The 13642-nt window shown below is 26.4% G+C and carries 10 protein-coding genes; 5 read left to right on the top strand and 5 right to left on the bottom strand.

Annotated features, from left to right (window positions below; translation table 11 throughout):
• On the bottom strand, nt 1-3299 hold a 3299-nt coding region (locus HMPREF1871_RS05815), incomplete at its 3' end, for an InlB B-repeat-containing protein (protein WP_198145793.1).
• Nucleotides 3300-3313: 14 nt separating this feature from the next.
• Entirely contained in the window at nt 3314-3991 is a 678-nt protein-coding gene (locus HMPREF1871_RS05810) for a hypothetical protein (protein ID WP_066131151.1), read from the bottom strand.
• Between the two features lie 325 nt (nt 3992-4316).
• On the opposite strand from HMPREF1871_RS05810, the gene HMPREF1871_RS05805 reads away from it, so the two are divergent.
• Both HMPREF1871_RS05805 and HMPREF1871_RS05800 read left to right on the top strand, forming a co-directional pair.
• Nucleotides 4317-6239 carry an ABC-F family ATP-binding cassette domain-containing protein gene (locus tag HMPREF1871_RS05805; protein ID WP_066131149.1) on the top strand — a complete coding sequence of 641 codons (1923 nt, stop codon included), beginning with the start codon at nt 4317-4319 and terminating at the stop codon, nt 6237-6239.
• Nucleotides 6240-6241: 2 nt separating this feature from the next.
• Nucleotides 6242-6616 (top strand): hypothetical protein, encoded by a 375-nt coding sequence (locus HMPREF1871_RS05800; RefSeq protein WP_066131146.1) that lies wholly within the window; start codon nt 6242-6244, stop codon nt 6614-6616.
• Between the two features lie 60 nt (nt 6617-6676).
• On the opposite strand, the gene HMPREF1871_RS05795 is transcribed toward HMPREF1871_RS05800, so the two are convergent.
• Both HMPREF1871_RS05795 and hemH read right to left on the bottom strand, forming a co-directional pair.
• Nucleotides 6677-7108, bottom strand: a complete 432-nt coding sequence (locus HMPREF1871_RS05795) for a Dps family protein (RefSeq protein WP_066131145.1) — start codon at nt 7106-7108, stop codon at nt 6677-6679.
• 245 nt (nt 7109-7353) lie between these two features.
• Nucleotides 7354-8340: a ferrochelatase gene (hemH, locus tag HMPREF1871_RS05790; RefSeq protein WP_066131144.1), complete on the bottom strand. Its 987-nt coding sequence runs from the start codon at nt 8338-8340 to the stop codon at nt 7354-7356.
• A 315-nt stretch (nt 8341-8655) separates the two neighbouring features.
• Here hemH and HMPREF1871_RS05785 point away from each other — a divergent pair, with 315 nt between their 5' ends.
• Both HMPREF1871_RS05785 and HMPREF1871_RS05780 read left to right on the top strand, forming a co-directional pair.
• A complete protein-coding gene (locus HMPREF1871_RS05785; RefSeq protein ID WP_066131140.1) occupies nt 8656-10056 on the top strand; it encodes an ABC transporter permease subunit in 1401 nt (466 codons plus the stop codon).
• Nucleotides 10057-10069: 13 nt separating this feature from the next.
• On the top strand, nt 10070-10807 hold the full coding sequence (locus tag HMPREF1871_RS05780) for an amino acid ABC transporter ATP-binding protein (protein WP_198145792.1): 738 nt from the start codon (nt 10070-10072) through the stop codon (nt 10805-10807).
• Nucleotides 10808-11501: 694 nt separating this feature from the next.
• Here the strand turns inward: HMPREF1871_RS05780 and HMPREF1871_RS05775 are convergent.
• A complete protein-coding gene (locus HMPREF1871_RS05775; protein WP_066131135.1) occupies nt 11502-12155 on the bottom strand; it encodes a uracil-DNA glycosylase in 654 nt (217 codons plus the stop codon).
• 156 nt (nt 12156-12311) lie between these two features.
• On the opposite strand from HMPREF1871_RS05775, the gene HMPREF1871_RS05770 reads away from it, so the two are divergent.
• On the top strand, nt 12312-13406 hold the full coding sequence (locus HMPREF1871_RS05770; RefSeq protein ID WP_066131131.1) for an NAD(P)/FAD-dependent oxidoreductase: 1095 nt from the start codon (nt 12312-12314) through the stop codon (nt 13404-13406).
• Nucleotides 13407-13642: the final 236 nt, after the last annotated feature.

Genomic DNA, 13642 nt, shown 5'->3' with positions numbered 1-13642 from the left:
ACATCAACATAATTTTTAGGGATATCTTGATTAGAATTATCTGTTACTTCAATCACATCATCTACTTTCTTGAATGTAGCATTAAACGTATAATCTTTTGATATTTCATCTTTGCCTTTTAGTAAGGCTTCATTTTCCCACTTGTTAAAAATGTAATTATCTTCTCCCTGAGGAGCAGGAAGATTAATTTTATCAAAATGAAGTCCGTTTATAACATCATATGATATTTCTTTAATTTCTTTTCCTTTTTCATCATTGCCAAAATTTCCTCCTTCATTTGCTTTAAAGGTTACTCTATGATAACCATTAGGAGTTTTGTCATTAGCAGATTTTCTTTTTATAATTCTCATGTCTTTGTAATAAAAGTTTACTTGGTCAAAGCCAGCTTCATTATGACCATTCATACCAATTAGTTTATGACTGTTTTCATCTACTTCAAAGAACAGTTGAACTTGTGGGTCACTTACTAATTTATAACCAGGGATTTTTTCATAATCTATAGCATCAAAATGTCTATTTCCATTTTTTATTTTTGCAGTTAATATTTTATTTTGATAGTAAGGATTACTTGTTTTATTTAATTTATCTTTATCATAATCATTAGGTAAAAGTATGTAATTTACATTATAAGTTCTGTAACGATAAGGTCTATAGAAGAAATGGAAGTGGTTATCAAAGTTTTCTTCTTTAGCTTCGTCATGTTTTTTTACAGTTAAGTTTTGATAGTATGAATTTTTTTGATTTGTTTTTTGTTTATATTCTTCATAAAGTTTTTTTGCTCGATTGTCTTTATCAAGAGATTGAAATTCTTCTTCTTCCAAAAGTATATGTTCTTCCCCTTGCATTTGTCCGTATGCTGTGGCATTAACATTACTTCTTTGATTTTCTAGTATTGTTTCTTTTTGCTCGTCTTTTTTATAATCTTCACTTAGGAGATGGTGAGTTACTTTTACATCTTCTAGGCTATTTTTATTCCATATTGCTCTTAGATGAATATTAGATATAACCTCATTACCAAAAGAGTATAGTCTAGGTACTCCATATTTTTTTCTGTATCCTTCATCTTCTGTTTGATTATCAGTAAGAAGTTCCCAACCTAAAAAGTCATGGCCTTTTCTTTTAGGAATATTTTGAGGTGTTTTTATACTTAGAGCATTATTTATTGTAAATATTTTTTTGTTGTTAGTTGATCTTTTAGCATCAAATTCTGGTTTATAATATGGTTTGTATCCTATAGATGTTTGGATTTTTTCTCCGTCTGCATAGCTAGCTAAATCCTCTGGATTTATTTGCCATTCGGCTGGTGAGTTATTATCATCATTAAGGTCAAAACTTATATCAAAAACTTTATCAGGTGCTCCCCAAATTGCATATACTGTCAGGTTATAGTTTGGCATTCTATGTTCAGCACCATCTAGCTTACTATTTAATTTTTCAATGTTTGCTTTAAATTTATATTTTTTGGCATTTGATTCTTTTTTTAGATTTGGATCATCATTTTCCTCCGTACCATCATCGTTTTCTATATATTCGTCTGGAATGTTTTTATAAGCTTCTTTGATTTCTTCTTCTATTTCATTTGCTTTTTTATTTTCATCTTTTATTAAGTTAAATCCTTTTGGATCAGTTGCCCACCCTTTGAATACATAGTTACTAGGTAAATCATTAGGTTTTGCAGGGATTTTTTTATCGTCAAGATGAAGTTTTCTAAGTGGCATATCATAGTATACATCGCCATATTCTTCAGTTTTATTTTTATCACGAGGATCTGTGTTAAGAGTAATTTTATATTTTTCTCTATCATATTTTGCTACTATATATCCAGAATTTTCTATCTCATTACCATTTATATTTTTAGGTGCATAGTTAAATAGTGGTCTTTCGTCAGGATTTCTTTCATTAAATTCATCGTTTATTTTATCTTTTAAATCATCAAAATCATATGAACCTTCTGGGTATACTTTATCTTCTTGTTTTTTAAATCCTGGAATTTCAGGAATTGTGTATTTGTAATCACTAGAACTAGTATCAGTTTTCCAGTATGCTAGTGCAGGGTTAAATTTTAATTTAGGGACAGATGTATCATTTTCATCTTTAGGTAGTCCCTGCATACTAAATTCTACATAGTAAACTTTCCCTTTACTATTTGAATCAGGGCCTACTGAGATAGTTCTTTCTGGCAATTTTTCTCCTGTAGATACAGAGTTAGTAACTTTTTTTGCTAATTGCTGTTTATTTTTATCGTCTGTATATGATAAATAAGGGTCTATAAAATCTTTTGAAGTCATCCAGTATGGTGGAGTATCTCTATAGGAATATTGAGCAGCAGGGTCTGTATTAAATGTCCAGCCGAGCATAAACTCACCAATCGGAAATTCTGTTTTAGTTTTTAATTGTTCTTTGTATTCGTCACTATCTTCATCCATATCTCCGTCTTCACTATTAACTAAAAGCCACTCATCATGAGGCCAACCTTTAAGACGTTCTCCAAATTTGACAGTTATTTTATATGGTTTATTAACACTTTTTTCAGAATTAAATTTTCCGACATTAGGAATATCCATTTTAATTTCTGGTTTGTCGGCACTTTTATTTGATTTTTCAAAAAGAATTGTGTAAGTTTGTCTATCATAATAGATATTGTAAGTAGTGTTTCCTGTAGAGTCCACTCTTTTTATTTTGTATTCTTTTTTACCATTTGTATCATCAGTTAGAATTAAATTTTCTTTTTTTGTTTTTTCTACATTTCTTACATAATATTTTTTTAATTCTTCTTGGCGGTCTTTTTTTGTAAGATCTTCACTAATTTCTGGGAATTTTATTCCGTCCGGCATCATTTCATCAAGATTTGGGATAGTGCCAGTTTTAACATCTTTAACTTCTTTGAATCCGACATAATCATAGCCGTCAGATTCTGCCTTTTGAGTCCAAAATTGAATAGCATAGGAAGATTTTTCTTTTTCTTTCCATACAGCAGAAAGGCTTATATTTTCAAATGGCATAGCATTTTTCAAACCGTCAGGATATTCATCTTCTTTTATAATTGTACCTTTAGAAAGTTTTTTCTCAGTATTACCATCTTTTATAGTTATATCTTGATTAAGGCGCCAACCATCAAAGGTAGCTCCCTCTTTAGTTGGAGCAGGTTTTTCAAATAAGTTGGGGATTGTTTGCCCATAGTAAAGAGTCATATTAGGAACGTAAGACCCTCCATTAGAATGAAAATCAAGTTGAAATGAATTTCGGTTATAGTGAAAAATAAGTTCTAAATTGGGAGTAGTAGGGATTGTAACAAACAACTCGTTTTGCTCCGCTACAAATCCTTGAGCATATTTTTTTCATCTTGTTCACTCAATTTAGGTATTTTATATTTTTCCCCTGTTTTAACCTTGTATTCTTTGACAAGGCCTCCTTTGTCTTTCAAGTCTTTTGCATCTTCATATTTATTTCTATCTTCAAGAGTTTGAAATTTGTATCTTACCTTTACAGTGATTTCTTTTGGAGTATATTTAAAATTCTTTTCTCCAAAAAATAAATTTTCATGTTGGGTGGTAGAGTTTTTAACAATATTATCATAAGTAATATCATAAGAATCTACACCTTTTGGTCTTTCATAACCAGTTAAATCAGGAAGATTAATTTTTTTATTTATTTTTTTCTTTTCTTCATTAGTCGCATTTTCCCCAACACTAGCCTCGTATGGCTGGTAAGAAAGTGTATATTCTTCTTTAGAACTGCCGTCTTTTAACGGTACCGAATATTTCCATTTATAATTATAAATTTTTGGAAGGGGAGGATTTTCTATTTCATCAGCACTGTTTAATTCAATAGGTTTTTCTATATCTAGTTTATTAATAGTATCATCTGAAGATTTTTCAACAATGTTTTTATTATTTATTTTAGTATTATTAGCATATGAAAAAGCTGGTGTAACATTAGAAAACAATGTTATAACAGCTAAGAATGATGTTAATGTTTTTTTAATATTCATTTATATCTCAACCTTTTTAAATTTATTTTCATATGCCATTATAACATACTTTTATAGAAATATAGTATAATTTTTGATATTTAATGTGTTAAATGAAAATTTTATTTGCTAGATTTAATCAAGAAAGGAAAAAGAAATTTTTAAATGAAACGGTTTAAAATAATTTTATAAAAAGAAAAAATGTTTATAAAATTAATTTATTTTAAAAACTTTTCTTATTTTTTTAAAATGAAGGGGATACTCTTTAGAGGTAATAGAAAAAACAATTAAATTTTGTTATAATTAAATATCAACAATAAAAAAACAAATAGATAGAAGGAAAAAAATGTTTATCCAACTTAATAATGTAAGTAAATATTTTGAAGTAACAAAAATTTTCTCTGATGTAAAATTTGAAGTTAACGAAAAGGATAGAGTTGCTATTGTAGGAAGAAATGGAGCAGGGAAAACAACTCTTTTAAAAGTAATAGCAGGAATACTAGATTTTGATAGTGGCGAGAGAATGATTAAAAAAAATCTTTCTCTAGGATACCTTTCACAAGAATTTATAGTAAATAAAGACAAAACTGTAGAAGAAGAAATGTTATCATGCTTTACAGATGTCATAAATTTAGAAAAACAGTTAAAAAACTTAGCAAATAATCTAACAGAAGAAAATTTAAGTAAAGAAACTGACCTTTTAAAAAGATATGATATTTTACAAGAACAGCTCATGAATCACAAAAATTATCATTATAAAAGTAGAATGAGAACAGTGCTATTTAATCTTGATTTTACAGAAGAAGATTTATCAAAAAAAATATCAAGTTTTTCTGGAGGAGAAAAAACACGTCTTTCAATGGCGAAACTACTTTTATTACAGCCAGATGTTCTAATTTTAGACGAACCTACTAACCATCTAGATATGCAAAGTGTATCTTGGTTAGAAACATATCTAAATTCATATCAAGGAGCAGTTGTCATTGTAAGTCACGACAGATATTTTTTAGATAAGATAGTTAATGTAGTTTATAATATGGAGTTTAATTCTTGTAAAAAATATGTAGGAAATTATACAAAATTTTTGGAAGAATATGAAAAAGATTATGAAAAAAGATTAAAAGATTACATAAACCAACAAAAAGACATAAAAAAATTAGAAGAATTTGTAAGTAAAAATATAGCTAGATCCTCAACCAGTGGAATGGCAAAAAGTAGAAAAAAAGCACTAGATAAAATACAGATATTAGAAAATCCCAAAAAAGATGATAAAACTGCTAATATAGAATTTAAAATTAAAGAAGAAAGTGGAAAAGATGTATTAAGAATAGAAAATCTACAAGTAGGATATAAAAATAGTCCTATAGGAAGTATTTACAATTTTGATGTATTCAAAAAAGATCGGATAGCAATAGTAGGGAAAAATGGTATAGGAAAAAGTACACTTATCAAAACCATAGCAAAAGAAAAATCAGCCATTTCAGGACAAATAATATATGGAAGCAAAGTAAGTATAGGCTATTATGACCAAAAACAAGCAGAATTCATGTCACAAAAAACTGTTTTGAATGAGCTTTGGGACGAATATGAAACAATGAAAGAATCTGAAATAAGAAATGTTTTAGGACGATTTTTATTTACAGGAGAAGAAGTATTAAAAACAGTATCTTCTTTATCGGGAGGACAAAAAGCAAGATTGCAATTAGCAAAATTAATGCTTGAAAAAAATAATTTATTGATTTTAGATGAACCAACCAACCATCTTGATATAGCAAGTAAACAAGTTTTAGAAAGTGCATTAAAAAATTATCCAGGAACAATTATATTTGTAAGTCACGATAGATATTTTATAAATAAAATAGCAAATAAAGTAATAGAATTAGAAGAAAATAGCTACAATATTTATTTAGGAAATTATGACTATTATCTTGAAAAAAAAGAAGAGAAAAAAATCTTAAAAGAATTAAGAGAAAAAGAAGAAACAAAAGAAAGTGAACTAACAAAAAAAACCAATTATGAAATAAGCAAAGAAGATAAGAAAAAATTAAGAAAATTGGTAAGAAGTAGAGATGACATTGTTAGTAAAATAGAAGAAACAGAAAAAAAATTGAAAGAAATAAATGAAAATTTAACAAAAAAAGAAATATATTCTAATCCACTAAAAGCGAATGAAGAAAACGAAAAATTAAAAGAAGCAACAGAAATATTAGATGATTTAAACGAAAAATGGTTTGATTTAGAAAATAAAATAGAGGAATTTGACATATAAAAATGAAATTAAATATTAAAACGTTAATAGATGACAAGCAAGTATTTAATGAAACATATTTAGCAAATTTAAAAGAAGAAAAAGATTATTTTTTTATAAATTATAAAGACAATTACCAAGAGAAAATCACATTAATAATTTATAAAAATTTAGAAAAAGTAGTAATAGATAAAAACGCAAATCAACTTATTGTAGAAAAAGAAGAAAAAATAACATCTCATAAAATAAGAGAAGGTATAGTAAAATTAAAAACAAGGCTAAAATGTGCAAAAATTATAAAAAGGGGCAGTTTTATACAATTTAAAATAGAATATTATATAATTTTTTCTGATAAAGATAAGCAAAAAAATACTTTAAAAATTTTATTAAAAAAATAAAAAAGCCTTTCAAAGTAGGACTTAAAATCCTATTTTGGAAGGCTATTAAAATTAATTTTTTTATGCTAAGTAAGCTTTTAGCATCCAAACATTTTTTTCTAATTCTGTTTTAATTCCTAATGCTAAATCACTAGTTCCTTGATCATCATTTTCTTCAGAAACAGCCATCAATTCTTTTAAATCTTCAATAAGAAGTTCAAAATCAGCTAATGTAGCTGCTACCATTTCTTTAGAATTTTCTTTTTCTGTAGGTTCTTTTATTGTAGCTATGCTTAGAGAACCTTTTAATGTAGATACAGGTCTACCTCCTATAGCTAAAAATCTTTCTGCTACTTCGTCTAAAGTAGAGATTACATTATTATAGTATTTTTCAAAAACTTCATGTAGTGTATAGAAAGATGTACCTTTTACATACCAGTGGAAACTGTGTAATTTTGCTGATAGTACTGTTAAGTTCGCTACAAGTTTATTCATTTTTTCATGTTGTGTCATAATTAATTCTCCTTTTTTAAAATATTTTTTATTACCTACTTTATATTATACTATTTTAATATAAAAAAATCTAACAATTAAATTATATTTCAATTATATTTCAAATTATCCTTGATGGTAAAGGGTTAATCTTTTATTATTAATTGATAACTTTTATCAATTATTTGTTTATTATAAAAAAATTTTTAAAATTTTAATAGCTATAATTTTTTTAAAAAAATAATAATTAAGATATTAGAAAAATACTATATTTTATTTTTTTGTAATATTTTTTTGATAAAATCTGGCATTTCCCCTTTTTTTATTTCCATTTCATTAGCAAATTTTTCATTGTTTTTATAGGTATAGTTATTATTTATATTTTTCTTGATTTCTTCTTCGAGAGCATCAATTAATTTTTTATTGTAGTTAGGACTTGGGGGTCTAAAATAGTTTATGTTTAATTTTTTGCACTCTTCATAACATCTAATATCATTGTCAAAAAGTGTTTCTATGTGGTCGCTTATAAATGATATAGGTACAAAGATATAATTTTTTTTAATATTTTTTTCTGATTTTATATACTCAATAACATCAGGTTTGACCCACTCCATCCCAATGTCAGATTCTGATTGCCAAACTCTAGCAAAGTTTTCATCTTTAAGTTTTAATTTTTCTTTTAAGATGGTTACATTATCTATAATTTGTTTTATATATGGATCTCCACAAGTAGTTGCCATAATAGGAACACTATGAGCTGAAAAAATAACTCTATATTCAGAAGGATTAAGATTTTTTATAATATTATGAATAGCGTTGGCCCAGTAAGATATTAGGTGAGGATTTTTATACCATTCTTTTATAATATTAAATTTTATTTTTTTACTTTTTATAAATCTTTCATATCCCATAGAAGAGTATATAGAATAATGCGGTTCTAGTATCAAACAAAGACATTCTTCTATTTTATCATTTTCCATTTCTTCTATTTTATTAAATATAAAAGGATAAGAAAATTTATTCGCAAAATAAATAGGAATATCTATTCTCTCTTTTAATAATTCTACTGTTTTTTTACTTATCTTTTGAAGAGGAGAAGAGTTTATTTTTTTATAATTTTCATAGAGTTTTCTTATTTCTTCCTCTTTAGGTCTTTTGCCTCTCCTTATATTAGTAAAAAAATCAGCTATTCCTTCAAAACTATAATCATTTGGAGAACCATAGGTCATAATTAAAATAGCTCTTTTTTTCATAAAAACTCCTTCAAATAACTTTTGTCACTATAATATTAACACAATATACAAAAAAATTTATAAAATAAGATTTGATTAGTATATTTCTCAAAAAAGAGTGAAAAAGTTTTCTTATGAAAACAAGGTAAAATTTAATAATAAAATATTTAATATCTATTTAAAAGGGTTTTTAATTTTATTAAATACGACAAAAAATTTTTTTGACTATAAAAAATAATTAAAGAAATTTTAAAATTTTTGTTGAATAAATCAGATAATTGTAGTATATTGATTTAAATATACAAAATTTTTAGAAAATTTATAAGGAGGAAAACTATGTCTTACATTAGAAGAATTTGTTTATTATTGTTATCATTTTTTATGTTATGCAATAATTTTTCTTCTGGCACACTTGCCAAAGAAAAATTAGTAGTTGGTCTTGATCCGACCTTTGCACCAATCGGGTTTGTAGATGAACATGGTGAGTATGTTGGTTATGACATTGACCTTGCTAAAGAATTTGCAAAAAGAACAGATAGAGATATTGAGTTCAAGGCTATAAACTGGGACACAAAAGAAATTGATTTAAATAGCGGAAGTATTGATCTTGTTTGGAATGGGCTAACTAAAACAAAAGAACGCCAAGAAGCTATGGAACTTAGTGATAAGTATCTTGACGATAATTTGGTTTTAGTTTCTTTAGAAGAAAGCAAGTATGAAAATCTAGAAGATCTTAAGGGTAAAAATATTGCAGTACAAGTAAATAGTAGTTCTGAAAAGTTAGCTACTAGCAAAAAGGATATTTTCAAAGAAATAAAATCTTACCCTGATTATAACCAAGCTATGCTTAACTTAAAAAATAAAAGTGTTGATGCTGTTTTGATTGATGAAGTTATAGCTAGATATGTAAGTAAAAAAGAAAATATCAATATTTATGTTTCAAAAAATATCATGGAAAGTGCAGAATTTGTAGTAGCTGCAAAAAAAGGGAGAGTAGAGTTAGTTAATGAACTTAATAGTTTTATAAAAGAAGTAAATAGTGATGGAACTGCTGACAAGCTTAAACAAAAGTGGATGGGAGCAGATCCTAATACAAAAGAAACAAAAACAAGTACCTTTATGACAATAATGGAAGGTATGTATAATACTGTATTTGTTTATTTTGTAACTGTATTTATTTCTTTCCCACTTGCAATTATTTTCTCTAGTATCTATTTAAGAAAAAATAAAATTATAAATAAAATTATATCCACATATACTTGGATATTTAGAGGTAGTCCATTAATGTTACAATTATTTTTCTTCTATTATGGGGTCTTTCCTCTTTTAGGGTTTAATATAAGTGCAATAACTTGTGCCATTATAACATTTTCACTTAATTATTTAGCTTACATATTAGAAATACTGCGTGGTGGAATAGAAAGTGTAGATAAAGGTCAGTACGAAGCTAGTTACATATTAGGGTACACACCATGGCAAAGGGCTATTTATATAATAATACCTCAAGCAATATGTATAACATTACCAAGTATAGCAAATGAAGCCATTGCGTTAGTAAAAGATACATCTTTAATAAATGTTCTTGCTATTACAGAAATTTTACTTATAACAAAACAAATCGCAAACAGAACAGCAAGTATAACACCATATATTTATGCATTTGTTATATATTTAGTCTTAAATGCTTTTGTTGTATTTGTGTTTAATAAATTAGAAAAAAGATATGCAATTTCATAAAAGGAGAGAAGCTATGTTAAAATTAAATAATATTTCAAAAACAATCAATAACAATAAAATTTTAGATGCTATCTCTTTGACAGTAGAAGAAGGAGAAATAGTAGGGCTTATAGGAAAAAGTGGTAGTGGAAAAAGCACCATATTACGTTCAATATCAGGGCTTTCAGGAATAGATGAAGGGGAAATCATTTACAAAGGAAAAGTCATAAGCAGTGTAGAACCCTTAAAACACAAAACTAAATTAAGTGTAGAAATAGGAATGGTTTTTCAACAATTTAACCTATTTAATCACTGGAATGTTTTAGAAAATATCTATAAAAATTTAGTAATTGTAAAAAAAGAAAACAAACAAGTAGCAATTGAAATGGCAAAAAAAGCCTTAAATCAAGTTGGGCTTAGCGAACTTTCTAATAGGAAAATAACAAGTCTGTCAGGAGGGCAAAAGCAACGTGTAGCAATAGCAAGAACTATAGCTATGGGCAATAAAGTAATACTATTTGATGAAGCTACAAGTGCATTAGATCCACAAAGCAGTAAAGAAATCATGAAATTAATGTTAGAGTTGAAAGAAAAATTTAAAGTAACTATGATTATAGTTTCTCACGAACTTAAATTTATAAGAGAAATTTGTGATAAAGTCTACTTTATAGAAAAAGGCAAACTAATAGAAAGTGGAACATCTGAAGAAATATTCTCTAATCCTAAAAATGAAAAAACTAAAGAATTTTTAGAGGATTTTATTAAGAATTAAAATAAAACAAAGAAATGCACCTAAAATCTTGAATATAAGGTTTTAGGTGCGTTTTTTAAAAAAGATAAAAAATATAATGCTTATTTTCTATTTTTAAAAATAGGATATTTATATTAAAAACAATTTAAGAATTGTAATTATTGTTTTTTTCTTTCGCTTGTTTAAACATTATAAAGCTAAAAAATCGCATTGTTAATTTTTGTCTATTTTTGGTTTTCCCAAGCTTTGAAAAGAGTTGCTTGACTTATTTTTGTTTTAAGTTTATTATTTATATACAAAAAGTAAATACTTTAGCATAGATAAAAAAGACAGGAGTGCAAGTCCTGTCTTTCTTTTTTTCAAGGCTAGTTGCTTTCTGAATTTTCTATTTAACCATTTGCAAATATAATAAGCGATTATACTTGCCATAATAGAGTTTTTTAAAATTGTGACGGAATATAAGATAAAATAATAAATGTCTAAAAAAGTTAGCTGGGTAAATTTTTTTGTTTATTTACCATTTATAGGGTTTTTATCTTCTTTTAATAGTTAAGAATTTATTTATATAAACTTTTAAGAAACTACACTTTTTTTAAGATTACTGTTTATATTTAATAATTATAACGTGAAAATAATTAGTATTTGCAGGAATGTAAACAATTATTAAATAATTAGGATGTTAAAAAATTTATAATTTTATTTCATCTTAAAAAAATTACCAAATAATTTCTTTTTTACCTACCCTTTTTAAATATTCATTTGTCTTTGAAAAAGGTTTTGAGCCGAAAAATCCTCTATAAGCAGATAGAGGGCTTGGGTGTGCAGATTGAATTATGAGATGTTTTTTTTGATTTATTAATGGTATTTTTTTCTTGGCATATCCTCCCCACAAAATAAAGACTATATTTTCACACCTTTTTGAAATTTCGCTAATAATATAATCTGTGAAATTTTCATATCCTAAATTTCTATGACTAGCTGGTTGAGCTTGTTCAACAGTTAAAACAGTATTTAATAAAAATACTCCCTGCTTAAACCAATCAATTAAGGAACCATTTTCTCTCTTTATTCCTACATCAGAATATAGTTCTTTATAAATATTTATTAGACTTTTTGGTAAAGGGATATTTTCATTAACTGAAAAACTCAGCCCCATAGCTTGCCCTTTTTTATGATAAGGATCTTGACCTAAAATAACAACTTTTATCTTATCTATAGGTAAAGAAAAAACTTTATATACTTCATTTTTTTTAGGAAATATAATTTTTGTTTCACGTTGCTTTTCTATATCATTATTAAGTTTTATTAATTCGTCATACTCAGAATAGTTTTTAAATATTTCTTCCCAACTTTTATTAATAATATTCATTTTCTCTCCTTAATTTTAAAAATATCTTTAAAATTTTATTACCAATATACTATCATAAATGCTATAATTAGAACAGATATTTAAAAAAAAGAAAATAATTAGTATATTACATAGATTTTAAACTATCTGCAAAAAAATAAGAAGTGGTGATTATAAGTGAAAGTAGCAGTAGTAGGTTTAGGTATAGTTGGCGGGACTTGTGCATATTATTTATCAAAAGAGGAAAATATAGAATTAAAAGTTTTTGATTACGGAGTAGGTCAAGCTACAAAAGCTTCTGCAGGTATAATAAGTCCTTGGTTCTCAAAAAGAAGAAATAAATTATGGTATAAAATGGCACGTTTAGGAGCGGATTTTTATGAAAAATTAGTAAATGATATATCTAAGGATGGTTTTAAAACTGATTTTTATGATAAATGCGGAGTTTTATTATTAAAAAAAGATGATAATAAACTTGATGATTTATTTGCTCTTGCCAAAAAAAGAAGAGAAGAATCTCCCCTAATAGGAGAACTTAAAATTTTATCATTTAATGAAGTTAAGAAAATAATTCCTAGTTTCACAGATAAAAAAGCAATTTATGCATCTGGAGGAGCTAGATTAGAAGGTGAAAGATTAGTTAAAACTTTACTAAAAGCTAGTGGGTGTGAAGTTATAGGTAAGAAAGTGTCTTTAGAAATAAAAAATAATGAATTTTATATCTTAGGAGAAAAATTTGATAAAGTAGTAGTGTGTGTAGGTGCATGGCTTGATGAATTTTTAGCACCTCTTGGTTTTGATGTAGATGTAAGACCTCAAAAGGGTCAACTTAGAGATAAAAAAATACTTGATAGTAGAACTGAAGATTATCCAGTAATCATGCCAGAGGGAGAACTTGACATAATACCATTCGAGGACGGAGTTATAAGTATTGGTGCAACTCATGAAGACGATAAAGGCTTTAACCTTGATGTTGATAAAAAACAACTAGATAATTTTGAACACGAAGCTAGAAAAATAGTTAAAGTGATAGAAACGGGAGAAATTATAAATGAAAGAGTAGGTATAAGAGCATATACAAGAGATTATTCGCCTTTCTACGGAGAGGTAAAAGAAAATAAAAATCTCTTAGTAGCAAGTGGTTTAGGGTCATCTGGTTTAACTACAGGTGCAATAATAGGATATTCATTAGCTATGTTAGTATCAGGGAAAAAAGAACTATTAGACTCTAAAAATTACCCTGTGGAAAACTATGTAAAATTAAAAAAATAATTAAGATAGTTAACAAAAATACGAACAAAAAAATAAAAAAAAGAGATAATAAATAAAAATACAAACAATAAACACACCAAAAGGCTATCTGTGAAGTGTTTAAAAAAAATTAAAAATAACGAATATTAATTATTGACAAACAAAGTCTAAAAGTATATACTAATAAAAGACTTTTCCAAGGAGTAAAAAAAGACAGCAAGGAAAAGTAAAAAAAAATAAAAAAACATCTTGACAAA

This window comes from Gemelliphila asaccharolytica, assembly GCF_001553005.1.
GTDB classification, from domain to species: domain Bacteria; phylum Bacillota; class Bacilli; order Staphylococcales; family Gemellaceae; genus Gemelliphila; species Gemelliphila asaccharolytica.
The sequence above is the reverse complement of the archived record's forward strand: the minus strand, read 5'-3'. Positions and strand labels throughout refer to the sequence as shown.

What these genes read in the sequence shown, in the direction of transcription:
- HMPREF1871_RS05800 (WP_066131146.1), top strand. Translation starts at nt 6,242, where the DNA reads ATGAAATTAAATATTAAAACGTTAATAGATGACAAGCAAGTATTTAAT.
- HMPREF1871_RS05810 (WP_066131151.1), bottom strand. Translation starts at nt 3,991, where the DNA reads ATGAATATTAAAAAAACATTAACATCATTCTTAGCTGTTATAACATTG.
- HMPREF1871_RS05775 (WP_066131135.1), bottom strand. Translation starts at nt 12,155, where the DNA reads ATGAATATTATTAATAAAAGTTGGGAAGAAATATTTAAAAACTATTCT.
- HMPREF1871_RS05795 (WP_066131145.1), bottom strand. Translation starts at nt 7,108, where the DNA reads ATGACACAACATGAAAAAATGAATAAACTTGTAGCGAACTTAACAGTA.
- HMPREF1871_RS05780 (WP_198145792.1), top strand. Translation starts at nt 10,070, where the DNA reads ATGTTAAAATTAAATAATATTTCAAAAACAATCAATAACAATAAAATT.
- HMPREF1871_RS05785 (WP_066131140.1), top strand. Translation starts at nt 8,656, where the DNA reads ATGTCTTACATTAGAAGAATTTGTTTATTATTGTTATCATTTTTTATG.
- HMPREF1871_RS05805 (WP_066131149.1), top strand. Translation starts at nt 4,317, where the DNA reads ATGTTTATCCAACTTAATAATGTAAGTAAATATTTTGAAGTAACAAAA.
- hemH (WP_066131144.1), bottom strand. Translation starts at nt 8,340, where the DNA reads ATGAAAAAAAGAGCTATTTTAATTATGACCTATGGTTCTCCAAATGAT.